This window comes from Marinobacter sp. MBR-105 (assembly GCF_053628895.1).
Map to the genome: position 1 here is coordinate 466624 of NZ_JBRJHG010000001.1, position 24903 is coordinate 491526.

Sequence of the window (24903 nt, forward strand, 5' to 3'; positions counted from 1 at the left end):
GATGCGTATATTAAGGATCCGCCCTTGGGGCGTCAACACCCGATTCCGCTTTTTTTAAAGTTTTTTGAACATCCCTGTTCTCATCGTTCAATTAACCAACAAACCGCTCATCAAACACCCAGAGCGGCGTATTCCTTCTCTACTTTTTTGGTTTCTTTCTTGGAAAAACCACCCATAACCTCAAGGGCATGACGCAAACGGGAGCGAGTCATGTCCGGGCCCAGCAACGCCATGGAGTCCATCACTGACCAGGAATTGGGCGTTCCGGCAATGGCCACAAAGATCGAGAACATGAAATCGCCCATCTTCAGGTCCATGGCTTTCGCCAACGCCTTGATGTCGGCAAAGATGGTGTCCTTGCTCCAGTGGCGCTGAGCTTCCAGCTTCCAAAGGGCGAACTGCAGCACCCGTTTGACCTGGCTCTCATCCAGCTTGTTATGGGCAAAGTCCTCCGGCTTCAGATTCAGCATGCCGCTGAACATGAACTGGGCCATTGGCGCCACATCGGAAAACACTTCTGCCCTACCCTTGATATGGGGCACCAGGGCTTTCAAGTCGTCCTGGTTAAACCACCACTGTTGCATCCGCGCCATGAACTGCTCGTCGCTCAGCTCCTCACGAATCCACTGGCCGTTGAGCCAACGCAGTTTTTCCACGTCAAACACGGGGCCACCCAGGGACACGCGCTGGATATCAAAGTTCTCGATCATCTCATCCAGAGTGAATTTCTCACGCTCGTCCGGCATGGACCAGCCCATACGGCCCAGGTAGTTGGTCACAGCCTCTGGCAAGAAGCCCATACGCTCGTAAAAGTTGATACTGGTCGGGTTCTTGCGCTTAGACAGCTTGCTCTTGTCAGGGTTACGCAGCAGCGGCAGGTGACACAACTCTGGCATATCCCAGCCAAAGTACTGATACAGCAGCTTGTGCTTGGGCGCAGAATTGATCCATTCCTCACCTCTCAGCACGTGGGTAATGCCCATCAAATGGTCATCAACAACATTGGCCAGGTGATAGGTCGGCATCCCATCAGACTTCAAGAGGATCTGGCAGTCCACCTGAGCCCAATCGATCTCAATGGTACCCCGGAGCATATCCTGAATTTCACACACGCCTTCGTCGGGCACTTTCATGCGGATAACATACGGATCACCCGCATCCAGACGGCGCTTTACCTCTTCTTCCGGCAACTCCAGATCGCCCTTGATGCCGGGATTCAGGCCCTGAGCCTTGCGCTCTTCGCGGATAGCATCCAGCTCTTCCGGTGTACGGAAGCAATAGAACGCATGACCAGCGGTGACCAGGTCCTCGGCATACTGACCGTACATGTGCTTGCGCTCAGACTGGCGATACGGGCCGTGGGGGCCGCCAACGTCGGGACCCTCGTCCCAATTCAGACCCAGCCACCGCAACGCTGTCAGAATATCCTGCTCGGATTCAGCGGTACTGCGGGCCTGATCGGTGTCTTCGATGCGCAAAATGAACTGGCCGCCGTGCTGACGGGCAAAGCAAAGGTTAAACAGGGCCACGTAGGCGGTACCAACGTGTGGATCGCCGGTGGGCGACGGGGCAATTCGGGTGCGTACTGTCATGAAACCATCCTGAAAATAAGTGGCCGATTTATAAAGGGCGCATTATAGCGGCCATCCTGAGGTTTCGCATGGGCGGCTTTTGCATCCCCGACACAAACTGTTATATTATAACGTTTCACGTACACGCAGGATTCGATACACCATGCCACAGAATGTCACCCGCCTGGCCCTTGCACTCTCAGCCCTGGCTATAGCAACACCCGCCGCCGCAACCAATGTGGTTGCGTCCATTAAACCTGTCGAACTTCTGGTCAAAGCTGTCGCGGGTGACAGCGTGGAGGTATCAACGCTGGTACCACCCGGCTCCAGCCCCCATAACTACAGCATGAAGCCCTCTCAGCGGCGTGCCCTGGAACAGGCGGATGTCATCTTCTGGGTCGGCCCGGATATGGAAACCTTCCTCAACCGTCTGCTCGGTGGCAAGGAATTCGCTGGCCGGTCGGTGGCTTTCCTGGAAAGCGAAGGCGCTGAATCTGAGCACGACGAGCATCATGATGAGCACAACCATGAGCCTGAACATGAAGAGCACGATGATCACGGGCATCATGACGAACCCGATGTCCATCACCACGATCACGGCGACGGCGAAGACCCACATATATGGGTAGACCCGATGCTGGCACTGGACATGGCGAAAGACATCCGGAATGTACTGAGCGAACTTGAGGGCGTAAACCCCGAGGAACTGAATGCCAACCTGGAGCGTTTTCAAACCGAACTGCTCAACAAAGAGCAGAGTATTCGAGCGAGCTTTGCCGGCCTGGATGACATCAGCCTGTTCGCCTATCACGATGCCTTTACCCGCTACGCCGAGCACTATGGGCTGACGCTGGAAGGCGTTCTGACCCTGAACCCGGAACTTTCCCCTGGCGCCCGACACATCGCCGATGTTCAGGCCAAGCTCGAAGCTGCCAATCACCCGTGCCTGCTGACCGAGCCCCAATTCAACCGCCAGTGGTGGCGTTCCATTACCGAAGGACTGAACGTCACCTTCAGCACCTGGGACCCGCTGGCAACCGACATTGAATCGACACCGGCAGGCTACATCGAGTTTCAGCAATCTGTGGCCGATGCGGTTCTCAAGTGCTTACCAGAGCAGGCTCAGTAGCACCGGAATAGAGACCATCGCCAACAGGGTTTGCCCGCTGATGATCCCTGCCATCAGCGGCGCATCCCCGCCAAGCTGGCGCGCCAGAATGTAGGCCGACGTGGCAGTAGGCAAGGCCGCCAACAGCACCGCCACTTGCACCAGCAGCCCCTCCAGCCCGAGCATCCAGGCCAGGCCCGCGGTCATCAGTGGAAACGCCACCAGTTTAAGAGCCGAGGAGACAATAAACGGAACCGAACCGCCACGCAGGGCACTGAGCTGCAAACCAGCCCCCACGCACATCAGCCCCATCGGCAGCGCCAGATTACTCAACGGCTCCAGTATGCCCGCCAGCAAGGGATGAAACCCTACCTGAAAATAGCTCCAGAGCACGCCAATGACCGAACCGACGATCAACGGGTTGGTGACAATCGCCCGAATCACCGCCGCCAGATTGATTTGCTCTCGCCCTGCTACCAGAGCGAACATCAGAATACACAGCAGGTTCAACAACGGCACCATAATGGCCACGGCGATAGCCGTGAGCGAGAGCCCATCATCCCCCAGGAGCATGCCACCCGCGGCCAGACCCACGTAGGAATTGAAACGAATCGCACCCTGGTATAGCGAAGAAAACACCGGACCAGACCAGCCCCAGAGCCACTGCGCAGCCACCAGCACCAGCGTCATCGCCAGCAGCATGGCGATAATCAGCATCGCCGTATCACCGTAGGCGGAAGGAGGCAGCCGGGCCTGCCCAAGCTTGAACACCAGCATGGCAGGAAACAGTACGTAATAGGTGAAGCGCTCCGCACGGGGCCAGAAATCACCTCCGGGAAAGTCCACGCGGCGCAAGCCATGGCCCAACATGATCAGCACGAAGACAGGAATCAAAGCCTGAACCACCATTGGCATCACCACCTCCCGACTACCAGACACCAGCCCGTTCACAGGTGCAAGACACTAGCACAGATCTTCGGCAAGTTCGCAGTTGCCATTTTGCTCACCCGGGGGTAGATTCAGAGCTTCTTCAACTCTAAAGGCGAAGTGCAATTCCCGTGAACATTCTGCGTTCAGGCAATTACACGATATCTCTGGCACTGCGGTCCTCCTTCGGGAACACCGGCAGGGCTGCCATCCGCCTCTGATTTCGCTGAATCCACTCTCTTCCCCGTCCGGATTCAGCGCCTAACCAACAATCGATTGTTTACCTGGAGATTGCTATGGCTGAATTGCCACCTATCACTGTTGCAGAAGAAGATTATAACCGTCTCAGCACCTTGCTTGAGCGGGTCGCCGGCCAGTCTGATGTGGCCGATGGGCTGGAAGACGAACTCAGCCGTGCCGACATGAAGCCACTGGCCGACATGCCAGAGGGCGTGGTGACCATGAACTCACGAGTGCGCTTCCTGAACGAAGACACCGGCGAGGAGCACGAAGTGGCGTTGGTGTACCCCCATGAAGTAGGCGACGCCGATCACAAAGTCTCGATACTGGCACCGGCCGGTGCCGCCATGCTGGGGCTGAGCATTGGCAGCAGCATCGAATGGCCCATGAAAGGCCGCAAGCCCATCCACCTGAAAGTGATCGGTGTTACCCGAAACCCATAAGCACTTTCCTTTACAAATATCAGGACTTGATATTTCTCCAAAGGCAGAACGGCCTCCGGTGGTAGCATTTCATCAATGCTAACCGACAGATCAGGAGGCCGTATGGCAGAGCAGCACCACGAAGACTGGGACCCCAGATCAGCCGAGGTTCAGACGGACCAGATCCGCGCCTACGATGCCATGCGCAAGGAATGCCCGGTAGCCTGGAGTGATTACCAGCAGTGGACGTTGTTTCGCCATGCCGATGTCATGCGGGCACTGGAGGATCATCACACCTTCAGTAACGCCGTCTCCGCGCACCTGTCCGTACCGAATGGCATGGACCCGCCCGAACACACCCCTTACCGCAAGGCCATCGAACCCTATTTTGCGCCGGAGCCCATGGCACGCTTTGAACCGGTATGCCGGGATGTGGCCCGGGCGCTGGTACAGACCCTGGACAAAAACAAGCCGCTGGATGTGGTCAATGCTCTAAGCCGCCCCTTTGCGCTACAGATTCAGTGCGCGTTTATGGGCTGGCCGGATAGCCTGCATCAACCGCTAGCCGAGTGGGTGATGAAAAATCACCGGGCAACCCTCGCCCGCGACCGTGCCGCCATGGCCGACGTTGCTGAAGAGTTTGACGGGTACATCCGCGACCTGCTGGATTCCCGGCGCCAGCCCAATAAGCCTGCGCCAGATGATGTCACCACCCGGTTAATGCGTGAGCAAATCAATGGCCAACCCATGACCGACGAAGAGCTGGTCAGCCTCCTGCGCAACTGGACAGTCGGCGAACTCGCGACCATTTCTGCGAGCATCTCGATACTGACCAACTATCTGGCCCACCACCACGAGTTGCTGAACAACCTTAAGGCCGCGCCAGAGCAGCTCCCCGAAGCCATTGACGAAATCCTGCGAATGGACGCCCCACTCATTTCCAACCGCCGAGTAACCACCCGAGAGGTCGAGATAGGCGGCAGAACCATTCCCGCCGGCGAGAAAATCACCCTTCTCTGGGCATCTGCCAACCGGGACGAAGATACTTTCGGCAACCCGGACCAGTTCTGCCCGCAACAGAACGCCTCGCAGAACCTGCTCTACGGAGCGGGCATACATGTATGCCCAGGCGCACCGCTGGCGCGAATGGAACTGAGAGTTTTCATGGAAGAGTTGTTGAAGCAGATCGACACCATCGAACCAGTGGCAGGCGAACGGCCTGAGCGGGCGATGTTCCCTACGGGCGGATTCAACGCTCTGCCGCTGGTATTCCGGTAAATGCCACACTGAAAAACAGAAAAGCCGCAGCGGAGCAACTCCGGTGCGGCTTTAAAGTACTCTGGGATCAGTCTTCGATAAACACCAGGCTTTCATCGGAGCCCGCGGCTTCCAGGCGCCCGAGAGGCTGCAGATCCAGCCCATGCTCACGGGCGATGGCCTCAAAGGCTTCCCGACTCGCTTCTTCAACACTTACCATCAGACCACCGCTGGTTTGCGGATCACAGAACAACAGTTTGTCGGCGTCGGTCATGCCGGAAATCGCCTTGCCGAAGGCCGCCGCATTGCGGTGGGTACCACCCGGGATGCAATCAGCATCTATATAGGGTTTCAGGTTGGGCAATACCGGCACGGCTTTGCGGCTGACCTTTGCGACCAGCCCACTGCCCCGGCAGATTTCCAACAGATGCCCGGCAAGACCAAAACCAGTGACATCAGTCATGGCATTGACACCGTCCACCTCGGCAAACGCTTCCCCAACCTTATTAAGGGTCGCCATGCTCTCCACCGCCACGGCCAGATCTTCCGGGGTAACCTTACCTTTCTTGGAAGCACTGGTGAGAATGCCGACGCCCAGTGGCTTGGTGAGATACAACAGATCGCCCGCCTTGGCGGTGTCATTGCGGATAATACGGTCAACAGCCACCTGGCCGGTTACTGCCAGCCCGAAAATCGGCTCCGGTGAGTCGATGCTGTGGCCACCAGCCAGAGCAATACCCGCCTCGGCACACACTGCGCGACCACCATCGATCACCTTGGCGGCAATTTCCGGTTCCAGCTCATTGACCGGCCAGCCCAGAATCGCGATGGCCATCACCGGCTTTCCGCCCATGGCATAGACATCGCTGATGGCGTTGGTGGCAGCAATGCGGCCGAAATCAAACGGGTCGTCCACCACCGGCATAAAGAAATCGGTGGTACTGATAATGCCAAGGCCGTTACCCACATCGGCAACCGCAGCATCGTCTCGGCTGCTGTTGCCCACCAGCAGTCGCGGATCGTGAAATTCCGGGGCATCCGTGTGAAGGATGCGGTCCAGAACGTCCGGAGCAATCTTGCAGCCACATCCGGCGCCATGGCTGAACTGAGTCAATTTGATGGACAAAGCGTCTTCCTTCTTTCGGTTGAGCAACTCGGTTACGTCAGAATACGCAACAGTCTACAATGCAGCTCATTCTCCGGCCACCAAATACCCGAGAGCCCAACTTCTGAACACTTATCCTCGATAAAGGATAAATAGACTTTATCCGCCCGAGGGTATAATGTTTACAAAATCCTTTGCAGGGGATAGGCGTGAAAATCACTTCACCAGAAATGTTGGCGCAAGCCCTGAAGAATATCCGGAAAGAGCGTCAACTCAGCCAAAGCACGGTTGCGGATAGTGTTGGCGTGAAGCAGGCGACCATATCTGGATTCGAGAACAGGCCGGAAGCATCCCGGGTAGAGACCCTTTTCAAACTGCTTACAGCCCTTGACCTGGAACTGCATTTGAGTGACCGCAACTCAAAACAAACTGAGTCCGGTTGGGATCAGGAGTGGTGAAATGTCACAACTACTGGTAGCGCTAAACGGGATAGAAGTTGGCATCCTGGAAAAGGCTCGCTCAGGAGCAATGACCTTTCAATATCTCCGGGAGTGGGTAAACCGACCTGGTGCCCGTGCCATTTCACTATCTTTACCGCTCACCCTTTCGCCTTACAAAGGCGAAAGGGTGTATAACTTCTTCGATAACCTGCTACCAGATTCCGATACCCTTCGAACGCGTATGCAGGCCCGATTTCGTGTCGCCAGCAACCATCCATTCGATCTACTCGCCAGCGTTGGCAGAGACTGCATAGGCGCCATCCAGCTCTATCCCAATGGGACGACGCTTCCATCCACTGAACAAACCGTAGCGATACCACTCAGCAACCAAGAGATCGAACACCTTCTGGAGGGCTACCAAGATGCCCCTCTGGGCATGAGCAAGGATCACGATTTCCGCATTTCTCTGGCCGGTGCGCAGGAAAAAACCGCATTATTGTGGCACCAAAACCAGTGGCAACTTCCACAGGGAGTAACCCCCACCAGCCACATATTCAAACTACCGATTGGTTTTCTGGAGCACAGCAACATAGATCTGCGCGACAGCAGCGAAAACGAGTGGCTCTGTCTCCAGATTCTGAAGGCCTTTGGACTGCCCACCGCCAATGCGGACATTGCGCACTTTGGTCGCAAAAGTATCCTGATTGTTGAACGTTTTGACCGGAAATGGTCCAGCGATGGCTCGTGGCTTATGCGCTTGCCGCAGGAAGATTTGTGCCAGGCATTGGGAGTCGCGCCCGCCCTTAAATACGAAAGCGATGGCGGCCCCGGCATTCAGCAATGCATGAAGCTGCTGGAAGGCTCCCAGAATGCCCGTCACGACCGGGAAACCTTCTTCAAAACCCAGCTGGTGTTCTGGCTACTTGCCGCCATCGACGGACATGCAAAGAACTTCAGCCTGTTCATTGAACCTGAATCGGCCTACCGAATGACGCCACTCTACGATGTCATATCAGCCTTTCCACTCATGGCAAAAGGAAGCTTGCCGCCCGCAAGGATCAAAATGGCCATGTCGCTAAAAGGCCGCAGTCGCCACTACCACTGGAGCAGAATGCTTACCCGACATTTCCTGTCAACGGCAAAGGCCGCCGGCTTTTCACCAAAGCGGGCTACAGCCATAATGCAGGAAACGGCAGCCAACACTGATAGCGTCATCGAATCCGTCAGCGCATTACTACCCACAGAGTTTCCCGACAAAGTCGCCGGTCCAATTTTCGCAGGTCTCAGGGAACAAGCTCAGAAACTGTTGTCGGGCCAAAAGACATTTTGAGTCACAAAATGTCTGCGGCTCCATCCAATACAATTTAGCGACGAACAGGAACCACCATGACCACCCCAGACAACCAAGGCCCCGCTACCCGCATCATCCACAATCGCCGCCACAAGGATGCCTTCGGCAGCCCCTACTCGCCGGTATACAACACCACCACCTACCGGTTTGAGAATACGGCAGCCCTACTGGATGTGATTGAAGGGCGAAGCGACGGCAACCTGTACACCCGCTGGGGCACCAACCCGAGCATTCAGGAACTGGAGCAGGGACTGGCCGGGCTGGAAAACGCAGAAGCGGCCCTGGGGTTTGCCTCCGGTATGGCGGCAATTTCGGCCACTCTTCTGGCCCATGGCCGTAACGGAATTGTGTGCGTGGGCGATCTGTATGGCGGCACCCAGGAACTGCTGAAGAATCACTGCCAGGCGCTGGGGATTCCAGTGACTTTCCTGTTCCGTGAAGAGCAGGACCAGCTGGCGAAAACGCTCACCGAACCGGGCAAGCTTGTCTATTTTGAAACCCCGGCCAACCCGAACATGGCGATCCTGGACATTCGCACCATCGCTGAAACGGCCCACCAGCAAGGTACACTGGTGGCGGTGGACAATACCTTCGCCAGCCCCATTAACCAGAAACCGCTGGAACTGGGCGCAGATCTCGTCTTGCACAGCGCCACCAAATACCTGGGCGGCCACAGCGACCTGACCGCCGGTGCCCTGATGACCTCTGCAAGCCTGGCAAAACCCGTGGTTGCCTGGCGCAAGAACCTGGGCCAGCTGATTGCCCCGGAAACCGCTGCCCTGCTTTCCCGCAGCCTGCGCACGCTGCCATTACGAGTCCGCCAACACAACGAAAACGCCATGGCCGTAGCTCAAGCCATGGAAAAACACCCGAAAATCACCAAAGTACACTACCCGGGCCTGCCTTCATTCGAAGGCCACGAACTGGCTAAACGGCAGATGACCGGCTTCGGCGGCATGCTCAGTATTGAAGTGGGAGGTGGCCAGCAGGCAGCCGAAAAAGTGGCGGATTCCCTGAAAGTCTTTCTGCTCGCCACCAGCCTGGGCGGCGTAGAAAGCCTGGTGAGCCAACCGAGCGCCACCAGCCATCATGGCCTGACCCGGGAAGAGCGCCTCAAACGGGGCATTGGCGATGGCATGCTGCGCCTGTCTGTTGGCCTGGAAGATGCGGAAGACCTGATCGCCGATCTCAACCAGGCACTTGGCTGAGATTGGGGTAGCGTCAGCACCGAGACATTTCGTGGCCTGAAATGTTCAGGAGATTGCCCCGGTACTTCAGCGGCTCACCAGAAAGTCGGCAAACTTGCGGGTAAGCGTGCCAGGCAAAAGCTTGTTCGTGAACCAAAGCCCCCTGGCCCGCCAACCCGGGATAATCATAAACCGGCGGCGATCGATACCTTTACGTATTTGCGCCACAGCAACTTCCAGAGGCAAGGTGCCGGCCATCAGCTTCAGCGCTTCGGTTTGCCTGGGGCGGTTCAGGCGCTCAGCCTCCACCATTGGCGTTTCCACTTCCGGAGGGCACACCACAGACACATCAATGCCCCGGCTAGCCAGTTCGATCCGCAACACCTCGGCAAGCCCCACCACGCCATACTTGGAGGCACAGTAGGCGGCGTACCCGTAACAGCCCACCAATCCGGCCATGGAAGCAACCATCACCAGGTGCGCCCCCGCTTTCATATGGGGCAGCACGCCAGCCACCACATTGCGTGAGCCCACCAGGTTGATGTTGATCACCCGGGCATAGGCATCGTCGTCTATGGCTTCGAAATCGGCCGCAATGGCAATACCCGCGCAATGAATAACCAGGTCTGGCGGTAAAGACTCCGCCGCGGATGCAAAGGCCTCTCTCACTCCGCCCGGTTTGGTCACGTCCATGGCAAACGCCCGAACGGATTCCGGCCCGGCTATGGCCGCCAACGCCTGCACAGCGGATTCCGTGGGCTGAATATCGAACAGGGTAACCGCCGCTCCTGAACGCAGGTAAGTCTTTGCCAGTTCAAGGCCAATACCACTGGCACCGCCGGTGATGTATACCTGCTTCTCAGAATGCTTGTGTGCCTTACCACCCTTCATACCGCATGCTCCGCAAATCGTTGTTATCCCGCCAGCCTACCCCCGGCCACCAGAATCCTCCATGCCTTCAATGCTGGCCAATGCCCCGAGTTTGGCTATTGACGCAACGAGGGCCGGTGTGATGCCGCCATCGTCCTATTTCCCGGGCCACGCGTTTATGAAACACTCTACCCCTTTCACGGACTCTCACAGAACAAAGGACGCAACATGGCCGTAAAATCCGTTGCCCTGGTGGCGCACGACAACAAGAAAAAGGAACTTGTGGACTGGGCGAACGAAAACCGCACCCGGCTTGCCCCGCTGCGCTTGTACGCCACCGGTACCACCGGCCGGCTACTGAGTAAAAGCCTCGGGCGCAAAGACCTCAACTGCCTGCTGAGCGGGCCTTTGGGCGGCGACCAACAGATTGGCGCCAAGATTGCCGAGGGCGAAATCGACCTGCTGGTGTTTTTCTGGGACCCTCTCGAACCTCAGCCCCACGACCCGGACATCAAGGCCCTGCTGCGCATAGCCGCCCTCTGGAACATCCCCGTCGCCTGCAACCGGGCCACCGCAGAGTTCGTGCTGACCTCCGCCTATATGACCGACGACCAGCACCAGCCACAGAAGCCGGACTTCTCGGAATACACTGGTCGTAAAGTTCAGTAACTGAAAAAAACAGCCAGACGTCCAGATCGGAACTAACATGTAGGAACACCCTTGAAAGGAGCCGAGGGGAAAGACTATGGAAGCAATACGTCGATTACTGATCGCAGTGCTTGCCTCTCTGGCATTCGTTGCACCCCATACAACGGCCAACGGGTTGCCGGCAGAAGTCAGACTGGCAGCCATTGAGGGGGTGCCCAGTGCGAAAGCCGCAAGGCAAATCCTGGAAATCGCCTACCAACGCTTGGGTGTCGGTGTCTCCGTGATGGAGGTGCCCACCAAACGCGCTCTTCTGCTGGCCGACAATGGCGGCCTGGATGGCGACCTCTACCGGGTTGATGCCGTCGCATCGAATTACCCCAACCTCGTCAGGGTTGAGTTCCCTCTTCTACAGGGCAAACTTCTGGCCGTTGTCCGGGAGACAGAAAACCACGACCTGCCACACTCGCCCAAGAATCAACCTCTTCGGGTATCTGTACTGCGGGGGGCCATCATCGCCGAGGACAAAGCCAGAGAGCTCGGCATGGAGCCTATCCTTGCAGACGATTACGATCAGGTCCGCTCCCTTCTGGAGCTAGGGAGAGTTGACGTGGCTTTCGTCTCGGATGTTGAGGGCATATCGCCGCTGACAAACGAACATTGGCATCGGCTAAAGCCGATCCGAAAGCCCGTGACGACTTTTACGTTCTACCACTACCTTAACCAGCGACATGCTGTGCTCGCTGATCAACTCGCCAAGGTGCTCGAACAACTGGAACGCGAAGGAATCAAAGCCGAAGTACTGGAGTCCTTCCGTCGAGATCAACACAGCAAAAGCTGACTCAGCATCGGAAAACCGCCTTTAAGGATCCCACATTATGCCCCGATCATGGCCGCATCCACTGTTGGACATACTGCACGTAGAAAAACCCGTCATCCAGGCTCCGATGGCCGGCGTTCAGGATTATCGCCTGGCAGCGGCAGTTACCAATGCCGGCGGCCTCGGCTCTCTGCCCTGCGCCATGCTCGGCCCCGATGCACTGAAAAAAGAACTTCAGGCACTGAATGAAGCCACCCAGGGTGGCCCCTATAACCTCAATTTTTTCGCCCATACACCGCCCACCCCGAATGACCCGCAGGAGGCCGGATGGAGGCAGGCACTGGCGCCCTATTACAAAGAATTCGAGATAGATCCAGCCTCCATCAGCAACGGCCCCGGCCGCATGCCTTTCAACGAAGAATCGGCAGCTATTGTGGAAGCCTTCCGCCCGGCAGTGGTGAGCTTCCATTTCGGGCTACCAGAACCGGCTTTGCTGGATAGAGTCCGGCAAGCCGGGGCAAAGATATTCTCTACCGCCACGACTGTGGAGGAAGCCATCTGGCTGGAACAACACGGCGCAGACGCAATTATCGCCCAAGGGTTGGAAGCGGGCGGTCATCGAGGAATTTTTCTTACAAAAGACATGAGCACCCAGATGGGCACCTTCGCCCTGTTGCCTCAGATTGTGGGCGCCGTGAACATTCCCATTATCGCGGCCGGTGGCATTGCAACTGCAGAGGGAGTACAGGCCGCGTTGAAGCTTGGCGCAGCGGCAGCGCAGATTGGCACGGCGTTTATGCTGTGTCCCGAGGCAACCACCCGCCCCCTGCACCGGCAGGCACTCAAAAGCCCGCAGGCCAGGCATACCGCCCTGACAAACCTGTTTTCCGGAGGCCCTGCACGGGGCATTGTTAACCGGATAATGCGAGAACTCGGGCCAATATCAGAGCTCGCACCGGCATTTCCACTGGCAACCAACGCCATCGCGCCGCTCAGGGCAGCGGCTGAAGCGGCGGGCTCCGGCGATTTTTCACCGTTGTGGAGTGGGCAGAATGTGAGTGGGTGCAGGGAGGTTTCGGCGGGGGAGTTGGTGAAACAGCTTATGCTTTAACTGGAAGGTTTTTCTGCAGCCAGGTAAACGGCGGTCTCCCACCACACATCGGAACGGTTTAACTGATCGGCCCGAGGTGAATCCGCCAAAGGCACCGACATAACCGCGCGACGAAGAGCAAAGCTGTCCAGCTCGGCCTTGGTGACTTCATAAAACTGCCGTTCACCATCCCCCGGCCCATGGCGCAGGGTGATCACCAGCATGCCGGACGGCGCCAGCAGCTCAGTCAGAATCCAGAACGCCCGCTCCCGGTGTGTGGGGGGCAGGTGCATCCAAACGGCAGACACTAGCACCAGATCAAACCGGTAACTGAGTTTGCGGATCTCGCTCAGATCCGGCAGGGCATCATCCACCCACTGGATACTGCGGTGAGCCGTTGCCGACTCGCTCAGCCGGCGCAACTCTGCAGCGGGTTCCACCGCCACCACGTCCCAGCCAAGCTCCGCCAATGCCAGCGCATCGCGGCCACTGCCGGCGCCCACATCCAGCGCGAGGCCGGTTACATTATCCAAATGAGGGAGCCAGTGGCTATGGACCTGTTCGAAGGTCAGGGACTGGTATTGGGTGAAGAATTTTTGGGCGTTTATGTTGTATGTAACAACGGTCATTAACGCGACCTCCGCGGTCGACTCAATGAGAAAGCAGCTTGGCTTGGAATAACTGAGAGCGTTTTATTTCGCGAATTGTCATATGAATATTACTCGGTCAAGATAGCTCCACCTACTTGAGCTTGCAGTCTTAGAGGATTCTTTATGCCAAGGGCAGATCGTTGGAGCAACGAAGAAATAGCACTTACAGTGGCAGATTACATGAAGATGTTGACCCTCGAGCTTGCAGGTCAGCGGTATAACAAAAGTGCCCACCGCCGAAAGCTACTAGAGAACCTCAATAATCGCAGCAATGCTGCTGTTGAGCTGAAGCACCAGAACATTAGCGCAGTACTCCGGGATTTGAATTGCTTTTGGATACCTGGCTACAAACCCAGAAGTAACTATCAAGAAGCGCTCGCGATTTACGTTGAGGACTGGATTGCTTCACATCCAGAATTCGATCGTATCTCCCAAGCAGCTGTCGAACAGCCAGCAACCGTTCCGAGCTCAGTAGAGTTTTCTAGACTTGTCGTTGAGGCACCGTCGACAGCTGCAGAAATCAGGGAGCCATCATCCGCGTACCATCCACAGCGCGCAGCCTCCCGAAGAGACTATGTTGCGCAGGAGGCCAGAAACTCAGCTCTAGGAAACGCGGGCGAGTTACTGGTACTTGAATACGAAGAGTATCGCCTCAGATCTGCGGGCGAAATCACTTTAGCAAATCGTATAGAACACGTTTCTCAATCTAAGGGAGACGGACTGGGTTACGATATCCTATCGTTCGAAACATCTGGGAAAGAACGATTCATTGAGGTCAAAACTACGGCATTTGCGAAAGAAACTCCGTTTTATGCATCTCGCAATGAAGTTTCGTTTTCGTCCGACTTCCAAAGCCAGTTTCAGCTATACCGCCTTTTCGAATTTCGGAGATCTCCCAAGCTATTCTCATTGAAGGGTTCAATCAGCGATCATTGCCATATGGATGCCGCCAATTTCCTCTGCAGGTTGCGATAGCCTATAGCAAATCGGACAACCAAGCCGCCCCCCTCACCCCACTGGAATCTCCATGGGCGGCTTTCACAATCGACGTATGACACTCACCCCCAAACACATAGCTCGAAAGCCTTCCCGGCAGTTCCCGATAGATCTGTTCCGCATTACTCATGCCGCCACCCAGCACAATGATGTCCGGATCCAGCACGTTGAAAACGGCGGCCAGGCCCCGGGCCAGGTGCTTCAGGTATTGCTGCAGGGTTTCGGTGGCTTGCGAGTCGCCATTTCGGGCGTTTTCAACAATGTTGTGGGCGGGCAGTTGCTGTCCGGTGTGCAGTTTGTGGGTGAGTGACAGCCCGGTTCCGGAAAGAAAGGTTTCGTTGCAGCCGTACCGGCCACAAAAGCAGGGGCGCTTTTGAAGTTCGGCTTCCGGTGTCCAGGGTAACGGGTTATGGCCCCATTCGCCGGCTACGCCGTTGGGGCCGGTCAGCAGCTTGCCGTTCACGCTGATGCCGGCGCCACAGCCCGTGCCCAGTATGGCGGCGAATACCGTGTGGTGGTTGCGCCCTACTCCGTCTGTGGCTTCGGAAAGCGCCAGGCAGTTAGCATCGTTGGTCAGGGTTACGGGCCGTTGCAGGAGTTCACGCAGGTGTTGCTGCATGGGCTGGCCGTTCAGCCAGGTGGAGTTGGCGTTTTTAATGCGGCCGGTTTTGCCCGAAACGCTGCCGGGTATGCCTATGCCCACGGGTATTCCGGTGGTACCGGCGTGGGCTTCAGCCTTTTGTACCAAGGCGTGGATGGTTTGCAGGGTGGCTTGATAGTTGCCGACGCTGGTCGGTACGCGTTGGCGAAAATGCTCCTGGCTATGCCGGTCCATCAGGATGACTTCGGTTTTGGTGCCTCCCAGATCAATGCCTATCAGCCAGTTGCTTCCCATGCCGCACTCTTTGTTCAACGGTTTCCCAGAAAATACGGTGTTATTCGCAGAAAGGGAACCCGGTATTTTTATGCGTTTTCTTTCTGATAAAAGCACAGGTTATTCATCAAGCTCTTAACCATTATCGAAAATCCCTGTTTGCCTTGATATTCGTCAGTGCCTATCATCCCGCCCCCTTGAACGCACCAAATAAGGGCATGAACAGGCAGTATGGGACGCAGGAACGAGCAAATCCGCTGGCAACTGACCAAAGGCCTGGTTCAGGCACTGCACCTGGAGCGCATGGCGAGCAAGTACAGCCGTACCACGGTGATGGCGGTGTTCAACCTGGTTAATGGCGGGTTCAGCATTGCTTTGGTGTCGTTTGTGGCGCTGGTTACCCAGGAGGCCTTCATTTTCCCCTCCCTGGGCGCCACGGCTTTTATTCTGTTCTATGTGCCCATGGCGCAACCGGCGTCTCCCAGAAATACACTCTGCGGGCACCTGATCGGCGCGCTGATGGGCTTGCTGGCTCTGTATATCTTCGGGCTTCAGGGGCAGGCATCGGCATTTATGACCGGTGTTGATCTGCCCAGGGTGGGTGCGGCGGCATTATCGCTGGGGCTTACCAGCTGTCTGATGGTAGTTTTTCGGGTTGCTCACCCTCCGGCCGGTGCCACGGCACTGATCGTTTCCCTGGGTCTGATGCCCAATCCGGCGCAGTTGCCAGTGCTCATGGCGGGGGTGGCGTTGCTGTTGGCCCATGCCTTTGTGATGAACCGGCTGGCAGGTATTCCCTATCCGCTCTGGTCGGCCAGCACGGGTTCCGCTCCCATTCGGCAGCAGGCCCCAGCGGCCGATTGAGACTTACTTCTTCACCCATTTGCCGTTGATCAACACAAACTGGCCTGCGGGCGTTTTTTCCATGGCTTTCTGACCGGCCACTGTCTCAACCTGTGTCACCGGAATGTCGTGTTTTTCAGCAATGCGGGTGTATTCATCCCGGCGGGCCTGGTTAATGGCTTTCACCACAGCCTGGGCATCGCCTTCTGCACGCACTACGTCCAGGTAGCCGGTTGGCGTTTCCCCCACCAGGCCCTGCTGTTTAGCCGTGTCCAGTTTCTGTTTCGCTTCTTCCAGCCCCATGGCCAGCGCCGGTATTGCTACGGCGAGCGCCAACACAAAGGCGCCCAGTTGTATCAATCGTTTCATATTCAACCCCTTGGTCAGCCGTTGGCATTGCCCGGTGTCGCTCAGAACAGCCCCTGTTCGCTGAACAGTTCGTCTACTTCTTTGTCCACCTTCACGTAGATCTCGTGCTGAATCTTTACGTTCAGGTTGACGGTAATCGGTTCTTTTGGTGCCGCCATCTGCACAGTGGGTGTGCACGCAAATAGCGCCAGCGGCAACATTAAAACCAGGAATGTTCTGGCCGCCAGTGGCCGGCACCAACGCCATAGGTTTGTCATGGCACTGCCTCCTGCCCGGATTGTTGTAGCCGTTCCCGAACCCTTTCGGTCACGGCTTCGTTCACTCTGCCACTCAGCTGAAGGCTGGTTAACAGGGCGGGGATATCCTCTTCAAGATTGATGTTGAGCACAACCGGCTGCCCGCCACGAAGATCCGGATTTTCACCTTCCAGCCTCAGGCCGAGTGCCAGCTTGCCCTCTTCATCGTAGTCTATCGTGCTCTCCAGCACCGAATAGTGAAAGTTTTGCAAAGCTTGCACCACCAGCTCCATGGCATCGCTGCTGCCCAGCATGGCCTGCAGGCGTTCTGCCGGCATGATAAGTTTGCCACCAGGCGATACCGCCCTTAGTGCGCCCTGGTCTACTCGCACACCAGCGTCGGTCACCGCGACCGGAATCCTGCCCGTTAATGAGCCAGTGCCGGAGAAGCCCTCTGCCGGATACACCTGCAGCAGTCGTTCCAGAGAAAGATCATAGACATCAACGGGAACATGCCAGGGCCGATTCGAGAGATCCACAGTGCGCGGCGCTACGCGAAGCCGGCCACCCAGAAACTCGGCCGTTGCCTGCTGAACGGCAAGCTGCCCCCTGAGCGGCGCAGCCAGGTTGGCTTCGTAATCCGCCAGGAGCTGAATCGGCCCAATGCCGATTCCGGAGTCGATTTCGCCTATCCGGATGTCTCGCAGGGCGGCGATTAATCTGTCCGCTTCCAGGTCAAACATCAGGCGTCCGTTCAGGTTGGTGACCGCCGTGCGGTCTATTACCCCGGAAACGTCAGTAAGGTCTAGCCAGGCATCCGCCGTCAGCGGTTCATTGGACTCCACCCCGAGATTTGCCTGAAGTGTCAGTTCACCGCTGTCCAGGGAGAGCAATTCCGGCCAGTTCATGAGCGTGGCCGCAAGCGCCTCTCCCGCATTCTGCGCAGCCATGGTCGTGCGGATGTCGGCAGTGAAGTTGCTCGCCGACCGGTTACGCAAGACGAGATTGGCTGTCAGGCCGGAGCTGGCATTCAGCGTCCCTTCAAGTTTCAGATCTGCCAGCGTTCCGCTCGTCTCGCCCTGAAACCACCAGCGTTGGGGCTTCAGGCTCGGGTGGCGGATCTCCGCTACGTCGATGCGCACATTTCCGGAGATGCGCGTGCGTTCCGGCATAGCACCGGGGGCGCCAAGATCAACGGCTACCTCGGTATCCGCGAGATCCAGCTGAACATCTATTAACTCTGCGGGGGTGCTTCCGGATTGCCGGGCAATGCGGGCTATTGTCAGCCGGGACCCCGGGCGGAAGGTAACGCCGACCTGCTTGTTACTTGCTTCAACAGAATTGACGATATCTGCGTGAATGCCCGTCGCTTTCCAGCCGGCGATTTCATAGTCAGGCAGCGCCAGGTCCATCCGACCTTGCTGGAGCGAGAACGTCCATGGCGTGGCATTTGCCTGAGAGAGTGTCAGGGCGCCAGCCACCACAGCAACCAAACAGAACCAGAGGGCCCGAAAGAAGCTGGCTGGGGATCTTGGCGGTGGCAGTATCATCCAGTCGTTCCGATAAATTGGATTACTCCATGCAGGTATAGAGAGCCGGATTTAGGATACTACGGAGGCAGGGCTGATCATATTTCGTGTTAGACTCCACTCCGAATTTTTCTGTATCCGGAATACGATGACTTCTGAACAAGCCACCTCAAAGGCCCTGTCCCGTCGCTTCTGCGTCGCTCCCATGATGGACTGGACCACCCCGCACTTTCGTTACCTGGCCCGCATCCTCAGCAAGCGGGCGCTGCTTTATACAGAAATGGTCACCACAGGTGCGCTCATCCATGGCGATACCGAGCGCTTTCTGCGCCACGATGTTTCAGAGTATCCGCTGGCGCTTCAGCTCGGCGGCAGCGACGCTAACGAGTTGGCCCATTGCGCGCGTCTGGCGCAACAGTTCGGATTCAGCGAGGTTAACCTGAACGTGGGTTGCCCCAGCGACCGGGTGCAGAACAACATGATCGGCGCCTGCCTGATGGGTCATCCAGACAAGGTAGCAGAGGGCGTGGCCGCAATGATTGAGGCCACCGACCTTCCGGTTACGGTAAAGCACCGCATTGGTATTAACGGCCGGGAATCCTGGGACGAGCTGTGCGAGTTTATTGAAACCGTGGCAGCAGCCGGCTGCAAAACGTTCATTGTGCATGCCCGCATCGCCGTTCTTGAAGGATTGAGCCCGAAGGAGAACCGCGATATTCCACCCCTCAAATACGACTGGGTGTATCGTCTGAAACAGGCCTATCCGCACCTGGAAATCATCATCAACGGCGGCATAAAAACCTTCGGGGAGTGCCACGAGCACCTGACCCACACCGATGGCGTGATGCTGGGGCGAGAGGCCTACCACAATCCCTGGCTGCTGGCCGAGGTAGACGCTGAGCTTTTCGGCGAGCCACCGGCCGTTACCAGTCGCCATGAGGCGCTCCGGGCCATGTTCCCGTTCATTCAGCAGGAGCTGGACCGGGGCGTGTACCTCACCCACATTACCCGCCATATCATGGGCCTGTTCCTCGGGCAGCCGGGGGGACGGCAGTTCCGCCGCCATCTGAGTGAGAATGCCAACAAACCCGGCTCCGGGCTGGAAGTAGTCGAACAGGCGCTGGCGAAAGTCAGAGAACCGGAACCCAGTTTGGAAACCTGATCGCCACCATACCTTTTGTTGTCTTGTTACTGTCGTAAGCTGCCGTTATTGTAGGAGTTAAAAGGGCATTGTGGATGAATGCCCGAATAACACCGAACCATCGGGGTGACAGGACGAATGAACAGCAAACTCGCACAGCTTAAAACCATGACCACGGTTGTGGCCGACACCGGCGATATCGAAGCTATCCGGCAGTGGCGCCCGGAAGACGCCACCACCAACCCTTCTCTGTTGCTGAAGGCCGCGGCCTCTGAGGCGTATCGGCCCATGCTGGAAAAGGCCGTGGCCCATGCTGCACAACACGGTGGCTCGGATGCCGAACAGCTGACGGTCGCAACCGACATGTTGGCAGTGCTGGCTGGCAAGGAAATTCTCGGGCTGATTCCGGGCGTGGTCTCCACCGAGGTAGATGCCCGGTTGTCCTTCGACACCTCTGCCACTCTGGAACGTGCCCGCCGCCTGGTGGACTTTTACGATCGCCAGGGCGTGGACACTAACCGTGTTTTGATCAAGATCGCCTCCACCTGGGAGGGTATCCGTGCAGCAGAGCAGCTTGAGAAGGAGGGCATCCGCTGCAACCTGACGCTGCTCTTTTCTTTTGTGCAGGCAGTGGCGTGCGCCCAGGCCGGCGCCCATCTGATTTCACCGTTCGTTGGCCGTATCCTCGACTGGCACCTGGCCAGCTCCGGGCGCGACAGCTATCCGGCCGAGGAAGATCCTGGCGTACTTTCGGTTTCACGCATCTACAATTACTACAAGGCCAATGGCTTCAACACGGTGGTAATGGGTGCCAGCTTCCGCAACACCGGCGAAATCGAAATGCTGGCCGGCTGCGACCGGCTCACCATCAGTCCGGCACTGCTGCAGGAGTTGAAGGATGATCAGGGCTCTCTGGCCAGGAAACTCAACCCGGAGACGGCCTCCTCGCACGACAAGCCGGGCCAGATTAACGAGAAGCAGTTCCGCTGGGAATCCAACGAAGACGCCATGGCCACCGAAAAGCTGGCTGATGGCATTCGCCGTTTTGCGGCAGACCAGATCGAACTGGAGCACCGGGTCCGCCAGCTCGCCCAGGCGGCCTGACATTTGTTGAAACGAAGTAACTGACCATGATCGAACGCCTGAAGAAACTGTTTTCCGTTGCCGAGTCAGAGCCGGTCGAGCCGGATGCACATCAACTGGCCGTGGCAGCCACGGCCCTGATGGTGCAACTGTCACGGGTCGATAACCAGGAAGATGAGCGGGAACTGAAGACCATTGTCGACTGTGCGGTGAGGGCTCATCAGATTACCCGGGAAGAGGCTGAGGAAATCCTGCACGATGCCCTCGCCCACGCCGAGGACGCCACATCGTTGTATCAGTTTACCGGGCAGATTAACGATCATCTGGATCAGCAACAGAAGCAATCCCTGTTGGAGAGCATCTGGCGGGTAGCCTTTGCCGACGGCCGTATCGACAAATACGAGGAACACCTTATTCGCCGAATGGCAGACCTGCTGCATCTTAATCATCGCGAGTTCATGCAGGCCCGGCACCGGGCGGAAGAATCCGCATCCTGATTCAAGGAGATTCCATGTTAGCCATTCTTCACCCCAATACCGCTCTCGATAGTGAAGCCTATCGCCAGACCATGGAATACCTGGAAAACCTTCCGGGCGTCAGTATCCGGGTACACGAAATTCAGGGTGCCAGCCAGCGACTGACCGAAATCTACCTGCTGGGCGACACCAAATCCCTGGAAAAAGCAGAAATTGAAGCCCTGCCGGCGGTGGAACGCGCCATCCGGATTTCCGAGGATTACCGGATTCTTGGGCGCCACAAGGATGACCAACGCCAGAGTGGGTTTACTTATAACGGCGTGGAGTTCAGCCAGAACAACCTGAACATTTTCGCCGGCCTTTGCGCGGTGGACGTACCCGAGCATGTGGAAATGATGCTGCAGGCGCTGGAAGACAACGGTGAGGTATGTACCCGAATGGGTGCCTACAAGCCGCGCACCAACCCTTACTCCTTCCAGGGCCACGGCAAGGGCTGCCTGCCCTGGGTGTTCGAGAAAGCAGGCAAGCATGGCATCAAGGTGATTGCCATGGAAATCACCCATGAAAGCCATATCGAGGAAATCGACACCTGCCTGGAAAAACTCGGCCGGCCAACCGGCGTGATGTTGCAGGTAGGCACCCGCAACACCCAGAACTTCGAGCTGCTCAAGGCCATTGGCCGGCAGAGCACCTACCCGGTGCTCCTGAAGCGTGGTTTCGGTATCACCCTGAACGAATCCCTGAATGCAGCCGAGTATCTGGCCAGCGAGGGCAACGCCAACGTCATTTTCTGTTTACGCGGTATGAAAACCGAGGCCGGCCTGCCCCACCGCAATATGGTGGACTTTGCCCATGTGCCTGCGGTCAAACGCCTGACCCGCATGCCGGTGTGTGTGGACCCATCACACTCCGTGGGCAGCCGGGACCAGTCACCGGATGGTATTCTTGATGTGATGCACGCGACCGCACAGGGGGTCATTGCCGGCGCCAACATGGTGCTGGTGGACTTCCACCCAAAACCGGAGAAAGCCCTGGTTGACGGCCCTCAGGCGCTTCTGATGAGCGAACTGCCGGCCTACCTGGAAGATATTCGCCTGTGCCACGAGACCTGGAAGAAACGCCAGGCCATCTACCAACGCCTCAGGGAAACTACAGCAGAATGATCGTTTATGGTCACCGTGGAGCCAAAGGAGAGGCTCCGGAAAACACCATGCCTGGCTTCATCCATGCCCACCGGCATGGCATCCGGCATTTTGAGCTGGATCTGGTGCTGTCTAAAGACGGCATCCCGGTACTGGTGCACGATCTGACCGTGGACCGCACCACCGGCCAGAAAGGCAGTGTCGGCAAGTATACCGCCGCCGAACTGGCCGAGATGGATGCGCGCCGCAATACCAGCTCATGGTCCCGGAAAACCGGTATACCCTCGCTGGAGAATCTGCTCGATCAGTTTGATGACATTGAGCACCTTCAACTGGAAGTGAAAAAGGATGCACGGCACAGGCTGAACATCCTGTGCAATCGCCTGACCGAGATCATCCAGCGCCGGGATTTGTACCAGACGGCCGCCATCACCTCGTCCGATCCCTGGTTTCTGCGAGAAATCCGGCGGCGCGACAAAAACATACGCATCGGCCTGGTAGCCGAGCGCAAGTTTCCCAAGCCACTGAACCTGGCCACCCGGCTGGGCTGCGAATATTTCTGTGTGAACTGGAAAATTCTGACCAAAGGCATGGTCGAGACGGCACATCGACGGAACATGCATGTCTCTACCTGGACGGTTAACCGTATCCACGACATGCTGCTTCTGGAAGAGATGGGGGTCGACAGTATTATCACCGATTACCCCACCAGCACCCGTATGTTTTTCGACAACCGGGCCAAGGCGGTGTTGAATCTGCCGATCCGGGAAACCTCACCAGAGCCCGCCTGAAGCAAGGCTCTGGTGGGCAACGGTCTGATCAGAAGATACGGTTCAGGCCGTTGAGGGCAGCTACCCGATAAGCTTCCGCCATGGTCGGATAGTTGAAGGTGGTATTGATGAAGTAGTTCAGGGAATTGGCTTCCCCTTCCTGATTCATAATGGCCTGGCCGATGTGAACAATCTCGGCAGCCTGGTCACCAAAGCAGTGTATCCCCAGAATTTCCCGGGTCTCCCGGTGGAACAGAATCTTCAGCATGCCCACGGCTTCGCCGGTAATCTGCGCCCTCGCCAGATCCTTGAAGAACGCCTGGCCGACATCGTATGGCACTTTGGCTTCGGTCAGTTCGCGCTCGGTTTTACCAACAGAGCTGATTTCCGGAATGGTATAAATGCCGGTAGGCACGTCGTCCACAAAGCGGAAATACTCGTCCTGGGTAATGTCAGACGAGGCCGCCCGCCCCTGGTCGTAAGCGGCACTGGCCAGGCTTGGCCAGCCAATCACATCGCCGGCGGCATAGATATGCTCGACTTCCGTGCGGTAATGCTCGTCTACTGCCAGCTGGCCCCGGCTGTTCGGTGTCAGGCCCACGTTCTCAAGCCCCAGATTCTCGGTATTGCCGCTACGGCCATTACACCACAGGAAGGCATCGGCCCGAATCTTCTTGCCGGATTGCAGTGACAGTACAACGCCGTGATCGTCACCTTTCACGGATTCATACTGCTCATTGTGGCGAACCAATACACCGTTGTTACGCAGGTGGTAACTCAGGGCATCGGAAATTTCATCATCCAGGAACGACAGCAAGCGACTGCCCGGGTTGATCAGGTCTACCTTCACACCCAGTCCAGCAAAGATAGAGGCGTATTCCGACCCAATGACACCGGCACCGTAGATAATCAGGGTACGCGGGGTGTGGGACAGATTCAGAATGGAGTCTGAGTTGTAGATCCGATGATGACGGAAGTCGACATCGGGCGGCAGGTACGGGCGGGAACCGGTGGCAATGATGGCCTGTTTGAAATGGATGGTTTCCACGGACTTGTTGCCACGGATTTCCAACCGGTGCTTGTCGACAAATGCGGCACGGCCGTTGATAAGGTCTACCCGGTTACGGGAATAGAACTGAGTGCGCAGCTTCACCTGTTTGCCAATCACCTTCTGGGCGTTCTGCAATACCCGCGGAAAAGAGAACCAGCGCGGTTCACCAATGTCCCGGAACATCTGGTTGGTGTTGAAGGTGATGATCTGCTTGACCGAGTGACGCAGTGCCTTGGACGGAATGGTGCCCCAGTGGGTGCAGTTACCGCCAACCGTAGGCTTGTCTTCAATGATCGCGACGCGCCTGTTGTGCTTCGCCGCATTCATTGCCGCCCCTTCTCCCGAAGGACCGGCGCCAATAACCACCACGTCGTAATGATGCTCTGCCATGCGCGCACTGACTCCTTATCTACACTCTGAAAGCGTAGCTATAGTTATTAATGTATTGTTGGCCTGGAGCGGTTATTTGTCGGCCTTGGTGGCATCGTATGCCAGGTCTTCCGCTTTTACTGGCTCATCCGAGCCGCTCCGGCTCTCTTCGCATTTCTGGGTATTGCCCCCGCAAATCTCACAGGAAGTACTGATTCCCAGAGCGCCAATACCACCGCAGGTTCCGCTGATCGGCTTTCGACCGAAAATCACACCGATCGACATACCGGCAATCAGCAGCACCACAATAAACAACACCAAAAGAAAGGTACCCATTACTG

The 24903-nt window shown here is 57.0% G+C and carries 27 protein-coding genes; 16 read left to right on the forward strand and 11 right to left on the reverse strand.

Features of this window, described 5'->3' with window-relative positions:
- Positions 1 to 110: 110 nt before the first annotated feature.
- The gene (gene gltX, locus ACSSVV_RS02245) at positions 111 to 1592 is read right to left on the reverse strand and encodes a glutamate--tRNA ligase (protein ID WP_023010485.1); all 1482 of its coding nucleotides are present in this window, start codon (positions 1590 to 1592) and stop codon (positions 111 to 113) included.
- Positions 1593 to 1734: 142 nt separating this feature from the next.
- On the opposite strand from gltX, the gene ACSSVV_RS02250 reads away from it, so the two are divergent.
- A complete protein-coding gene (locus ACSSVV_RS02250; protein WP_023010486.1) occupies positions 1735 to 2700 on the forward strand; it encodes a zinc ABC transporter substrate-binding protein in 966 nt (321 codons plus the stop codon).
- Here the strand turns inward: ACSSVV_RS02250 and ACSSVV_RS02255 are convergent.
- A complete protein-coding gene (locus ACSSVV_RS02255) occupies positions 2680 to 3594 on the reverse strand; it encodes an AEC family transporter (RefSeq protein WP_023010487.1) in 915 nt (304 codons plus the stop codon). The genes ACSSVV_RS02250 and ACSSVV_RS02255 overlap by 21 nt on opposite strands.
- A gap of 308 nt (positions 3595 to 3902) precedes the next feature.
- Here ACSSVV_RS02255 and rnk point away from each other — a divergent pair, with 308 nt between their 5' ends.
- Positions 3903 to 4289, forward strand: a complete 387-nt coding sequence (gene rnk, locus ACSSVV_RS02260; RefSeq protein ID WP_014421109.1) for a nucleoside diphosphate kinase regulator — start codon at positions 3903 to 3905, stop codon at positions 4287 to 4289.
- A 102-nt stretch (positions 4290 to 4391) separates the two neighbouring features.
- Positions 4392 to 5546 (forward strand): cytochrome P450, encoded by a 1155-nt coding sequence (locus tag ACSSVV_RS02265; RefSeq protein ID WP_023010488.1) that lies wholly within the window; start codon positions 4392 to 4394, stop codon positions 5544 to 5546.
- Between the two features lie 67 nt (positions 5547 to 5613).
- Here ACSSVV_RS02265 and selD read toward each other — a convergent pair whose 3' ends face one another.
- A complete protein-coding gene (gene selD / locus ACSSVV_RS02270) occupies positions 5614 to 6651 on the reverse strand; it encodes a selenide, water dikinase SelD (protein ID WP_023010489.1) in 1038 nt (345 codons plus the stop codon).
- A 188-nt stretch (positions 6652 to 6839) separates the two neighbouring features.
- Between selD and ACSSVV_RS02275 the strand changes: the two genes are divergently transcribed.
- From ACSSVV_RS02275 to ACSSVV_RS02285, 3 genes are read left to right on the forward strand one after another with little or no spacing between them, the layout of a single operon-like run.
- The gene (locus tag ACSSVV_RS02275) at positions 6840 to 7088 is read left to right on the forward strand and encodes a helix-turn-helix domain-containing protein (protein WP_031210983.1); all 249 of its coding nucleotides are present in this window, start codon (positions 6840 to 6842) and stop codon (positions 7086 to 7088) included.
- 1 nt (position 7089) lies between these two features.
- Entirely contained in the window at positions 7090 to 8400 is a 1311-nt protein-coding gene (locus ACSSVV_RS02280; RefSeq protein ID WP_023010491.1) for a type II toxin-antitoxin system HipA family toxin, read from the forward strand.
- 56 nt (positions 8401 to 8456) lie between these two features.
- The gene (locus ACSSVV_RS02285) at positions 8457 to 9629 is read left to right on the forward strand and encodes a trans-sulfuration enzyme family protein (RefSeq protein ID WP_023010492.1); all 1173 of its coding nucleotides are present in this window, start codon (positions 8457 to 8459) and stop codon (positions 9627 to 9629) included.
- Between the two features lie 66 nt (positions 9630 to 9695).
- Here the strand turns inward: ACSSVV_RS02285 and ACSSVV_RS02290 are convergent, their stop codons facing one another.
- Positions 9696 to 10499: an SDR family oxidoreductase gene (locus ACSSVV_RS02290; protein WP_023010493.1), complete on the reverse strand. Its 804-nt coding sequence runs from the start codon at positions 10497 to 10499 to the stop codon at positions 9696 to 9698.
- Positions 10500 to 10706: 207 nt separating this feature from the next.
- On the opposite strand from ACSSVV_RS02290, the gene ACSSVV_RS02295 reads away from it, so the two are divergent.
- The 3 genes from ACSSVV_RS02295 (at position 10707) to ACSSVV_RS02305 (ending at position 13054) form a co-directional block, all read left to right on the forward strand.
- Positions 10707 to 11147, forward strand: coding sequence for a methylglyoxal synthase (locus ACSSVV_RS02295; RefSeq protein WP_023010494.1), 441 nt, complete (start codon positions 10707 to 10709; stop codon positions 11145 to 11147).
- Between the two features lie 76 nt (positions 11148 to 11223).
- On the forward strand, positions 11224 to 11964 hold the full coding sequence (locus ACSSVV_RS02300) for a type 2 periplasmic-binding domain-containing protein (RefSeq protein ID WP_023010495.1): 741 nt from the start codon (positions 11224 to 11226) through the stop codon (positions 11962 to 11964).
- 37 nt (positions 11965 to 12001) lie between these two features.
- Positions 12002 to 13054 carry an NAD(P)H-dependent flavin oxidoreductase gene (locus ACSSVV_RS02305; RefSeq protein ID WP_023010496.1) on the forward strand — a complete coding sequence of 351 codons (1053 nt, stop codon included), beginning with the start codon at positions 12002 to 12004 and terminating at the stop codon, positions 13052 to 13054.
- On the opposite strand, the gene ACSSVV_RS02310 is transcribed toward ACSSVV_RS02305, so the two are convergent.
- Entirely contained in the window at positions 13051 to 13662 is a 612-nt protein-coding gene (locus ACSSVV_RS02310) for a class I SAM-dependent methyltransferase (protein ID WP_023010497.1), read from the reverse strand. The two genes, ACSSVV_RS02305 and ACSSVV_RS02310, sit on opposite strands and share 4 nt — an antisense overlap.
- Before the next feature lie 144 nt (positions 13663 to 13806).
- Here ACSSVV_RS02310 and ACSSVV_RS02315 point away from each other — a divergent pair, with 144 nt between their 5' ends.
- Positions 13807 to 14658 (forward strand): DUF3883 domain-containing protein, encoded by an 852-nt coding sequence (locus ACSSVV_RS02315; protein ID WP_023010498.1) that lies wholly within the window; start codon positions 13807 to 13809, stop codon positions 14656 to 14658.
- A gap of 1 nt (position 14659) precedes the next feature.
- Here the strand turns inward: ACSSVV_RS02315 and ACSSVV_RS02320 are convergent, their stop codons facing one another.
- Complete coding sequence (locus ACSSVV_RS02320; protein ID WP_023010499.1) at positions 14660 to 15574, reverse strand: ROK family protein; 915 nt, start codon at positions 15572 to 15574, stop codon at positions 14660 to 14662.
- Between the two features lie 210 nt (positions 15575 to 15784).
- Between ACSSVV_RS02320 and ACSSVV_RS02325 the strand changes: the two genes are divergently transcribed.
- The gene (locus ACSSVV_RS02325) at positions 15785 to 16417 is read left to right on the forward strand and encodes an HPP family protein (protein WP_023010500.1); all 633 of its coding nucleotides are present in this window, start codon (positions 15785 to 15787) and stop codon (positions 16415 to 16417) included.
- Positions 16418 to 16420: 3 nt separating this feature from the next.
- On the opposite strand, the gene ACSSVV_RS02330 is transcribed toward ACSSVV_RS02325, so the two are convergent.
- Genes ACSSVV_RS02330 through ACSSVV_RS02340 form a run of 3 tightly spaced genes read right to left on the reverse strand, consistent with a single transcriptional unit; the run spans position 16421 to position 18551 of the window.
- Positions 16421 to 16765 carry a YdbL family protein gene (locus ACSSVV_RS02330; RefSeq protein ID WP_023010501.1) on the reverse strand — a complete coding sequence of 115 codons (345 nt, stop codon included), beginning with the start codon at positions 16763 to 16765 and terminating at the stop codon, positions 16421 to 16423.
- A gap of 41 nt (positions 16766 to 16806) precedes the next feature.
- The gene (locus ACSSVV_RS02335; RefSeq protein ID WP_011785390.1) at positions 16807 to 17022 is read right to left on the reverse strand and encodes a YnbE family lipoprotein; all 216 of its coding nucleotides are present in this window, start codon (positions 17020 to 17022) and stop codon (positions 16807 to 16809) included.
- Positions 17019 to 18551: a YdbH domain-containing protein gene (locus ACSSVV_RS02340; protein ID WP_031210984.1), complete on the reverse strand. Its 1533-nt coding sequence runs from the start codon at positions 18549 to 18551 to the stop codon at positions 17019 to 17021. Before ACSSVV_RS02340 ends, ACSSVV_RS02335 begins: the two co-directional genes overlap by 4 nt.
- A 127-nt stretch (positions 18552 to 18678) precedes the next feature.
- On the opposite strand from ACSSVV_RS02340, the gene dusA reads away from it, so the two are divergent.
- The 5 genes from dusA (at position 18679) to ACSSVV_RS02365 (ending at position 23163) form a co-directional block, all read left to right on the forward strand.
- Complete coding sequence (gene dusA / locus ACSSVV_RS02345; protein WP_121206828.1) at positions 18679 to 19692, forward strand: tRNA dihydrouridine(20/20a) synthase DusA; 1014 nt, start codon at positions 18679 to 18681, stop codon at positions 19690 to 19692.
- A 117-nt stretch (positions 19693 to 19809) separates the two neighbouring features.
- Positions 19810 to 20775 (forward strand): transaldolase, encoded by a 966-nt coding sequence (gene tal, locus ACSSVV_RS02350; RefSeq protein WP_023010560.1) that lies wholly within the window; start codon positions 19810 to 19812, stop codon positions 20773 to 20775.
- Positions 20776 to 20801: 26 nt separating this feature from the next.
- Positions 20802 to 21251: a tellurite resistance TerB family protein gene (locus tag ACSSVV_RS02355; protein ID WP_022991577.1), complete on the forward strand. Its 450-nt coding sequence runs from the start codon at positions 20802 to 20804 to the stop codon at positions 21249 to 21251.
- Positions 21252 to 21265: 14 nt separating this feature from the next.
- The gene (locus ACSSVV_RS02360) at positions 21266 to 22393 is read left to right on the forward strand and encodes a 3-deoxy-7-phosphoheptulonate synthase (RefSeq protein WP_014421087.1); all 1128 of its coding nucleotides are present in this window, start codon (positions 21266 to 21268) and stop codon (positions 22391 to 22393) included.
- Positions 22390 to 23163: a glycerophosphodiester phosphodiesterase gene (locus ACSSVV_RS02365; protein WP_011785396.1), complete on the forward strand. Its 774-nt coding sequence runs from the start codon at positions 22390 to 22392 to the stop codon at positions 23161 to 23163. Before ACSSVV_RS02360 ends, ACSSVV_RS02365 begins: the two co-directional genes overlap by 4 nt.
- Before the next feature lie 28 nt (positions 23164 to 23191).
- Here ACSSVV_RS02365 and sthA read toward each other — a convergent pair whose 3' ends face one another.
- Both sthA and nqrM read right to left on the reverse strand, forming a co-directional pair.
- The gene (gene sthA, locus ACSSVV_RS02370) at positions 23192 to 24583 is read right to left on the reverse strand and encodes a Si-specific NAD(P)(+) transhydrogenase (RefSeq protein WP_011785397.1); all 1392 of its coding nucleotides are present in this window, start codon (positions 24581 to 24583) and stop codon (positions 23192 to 23194) included.
- Between the two features lie 72 nt (positions 24584 to 24655).
- The gene (nqrM, locus tag ACSSVV_RS02375) at positions 24656 to 24898 is read right to left on the reverse strand and encodes a (Na+)-NQR maturation NqrM (protein WP_011785398.1); all 243 of its coding nucleotides are present in this window, start codon (positions 24896 to 24898) and stop codon (positions 24656 to 24658) included.
- Positions 24899 to 24903 lie beyond the last annotated feature (5 nt).

Excerpts from the sequence above, each read along its gene's own strand:
- gltX (WP_023010485.1), bottom strand. The coding sequence starts at position 1,592 with ATGACAGTACGCACCCGAATTGCCCCGTCGCCCACCGGCGATCCACAC.
- ACSSVV_RS02250 (WP_023010486.1), top strand. The coding sequence starts at position 1,735 with ATGCCACAGAATGTCACCCGCCTGGCCCTTGCACTCTCAGCCCTGGCT.
- ACSSVV_RS02255 (WP_023010487.1), bottom strand. The coding sequence starts at position 3,594 with ATGCCAATGGTGGTTCAGGCTTTGATTCCTGTCTTCGTGCTGATCATG.
- rnk (WP_014421109.1), top strand. The coding sequence starts at position 3,903 with ATGGCTGAATTGCCACCTATCACTGTTGCAGAAGAAGATTATAACCGT.
- ACSSVV_RS02265 (WP_023010488.1), top strand. The coding sequence starts at position 4,392 with ATGGCAGAGCAGCACCACGAAGACTGGGACCCCAGATCAGCCGAGGTT.
- ACSSVV_RS02280 (WP_023010491.1), top strand. The coding sequence starts at position 7,090 with ATGTCACAACTACTGGTAGCGCTAAACGGGATAGAAGTTGGCATCCTG.
- ACSSVV_RS02285 (WP_023010492.1), top strand. The coding sequence starts at position 8,457 with ATGACCACCCCAGACAACCAAGGCCCCGCTACCCGCATCATCCACAAT.
- ACSSVV_RS02290 (WP_023010493.1), bottom strand. The coding sequence starts at position 10,499 with ATGAAGGGTGGTAAGGCACACAAGCATTCTGAGAAGCAGGTATACATC.
- ACSSVV_RS02295 (WP_023010494.1), top strand. The coding sequence starts at position 10,707 with ATGGCCGTAAAATCCGTTGCCCTGGTGGCGCACGACAACAAGAAAAAG.
- ACSSVV_RS02300 (WP_023010495.1), top strand. The coding sequence starts at position 11,224 with ATGGAAGCAATACGTCGATTACTGATCGCAGTGCTTGCCTCTCTGGCA.
- ACSSVV_RS02305 (WP_023010496.1), top strand. The coding sequence starts at position 12,002 with ATGCCCCGATCATGGCCGCATCCACTGTTGGACATACTGCACGTAGAA.
- ACSSVV_RS02310 (WP_023010497.1), bottom strand. The coding sequence starts at position 13,662 with ATGACCGTTGTTACATACAACATAAACGCCCAAAAATTCTTCACCCAA.
- ACSSVV_RS02315 (WP_023010498.1), top strand. The coding sequence starts at position 13,807 with ATGCCAAGGGCAGATCGTTGGAGCAACGAAGAAATAGCACTTACAGTG.
- ACSSVV_RS02320 (WP_023010499.1), bottom strand. The coding sequence starts at position 15,574 with ATGGGAAGCAACTGGCTGATAGGCATTGATCTGGGAGGCACCAAAACC.
- ACSSVV_RS02325 (WP_023010500.1), top strand. The coding sequence starts at position 15,785 with ATGGGACGCAGGAACGAGCAAATCCGCTGGCAACTGACCAAAGGCCTG.
- ACSSVV_RS02330 (WP_023010501.1), bottom strand. The coding sequence starts at position 16,765 with ATGAAACGATTGATACAACTGGGCGCCTTTGTGTTGGCGCTCGCCGTA.
- ACSSVV_RS02335 (WP_011785390.1), bottom strand. The coding sequence starts at position 17,022 with ATGACAAACCTATGGCGTTGGTGCCGGCCACTGGCGGCCAGAACATTC.
- ACSSVV_RS02340 (WP_031210984.1), bottom strand. The coding sequence starts at position 18,551 with ATGATACTGCCACCGCCAAGATCCCCAGCCAGCTTCTTTCGGGCCCTC.
- dusA (WP_121206828.1), top strand. The coding sequence starts at position 18,679 with ATGACTTCTGAACAAGCCACCTCAAAGGCCCTGTCCCGTCGCTTCTGC.
- tal (WP_023010560.1), top strand. The coding sequence starts at position 19,810 with ATGAACAGCAAACTCGCACAGCTTAAAACCATGACCACGGTTGTGGCC.
- ACSSVV_RS02355 (WP_022991577.1), top strand. The coding sequence starts at position 20,802 with ATGATCGAACGCCTGAAGAAACTGTTTTCCGTTGCCGAGTCAGAGCCG.
- ACSSVV_RS02360 (WP_014421087.1), top strand. The coding sequence starts at position 21,266 with ATGTTAGCCATTCTTCACCCCAATACCGCTCTCGATAGTGAAGCCTAT.
- ACSSVV_RS02365 (WP_011785396.1), top strand. The coding sequence starts at position 22,390 with ATGATCGTTTATGGTCACCGTGGAGCCAAAGGAGAGGCTCCGGAAAAC.
- sthA (WP_011785397.1), bottom strand. The coding sequence starts at position 24,583 with ATGGCAGAGCATCATTACGACGTGGTGGTTATTGGCGCCGGTCCTTCG.
- nqrM (WP_011785398.1), bottom strand. The coding sequence starts at position 24,898 with ATGGGTACCTTTCTTTTGGTGTTGTTTATTGTGGTGCTGCTGATTGCC.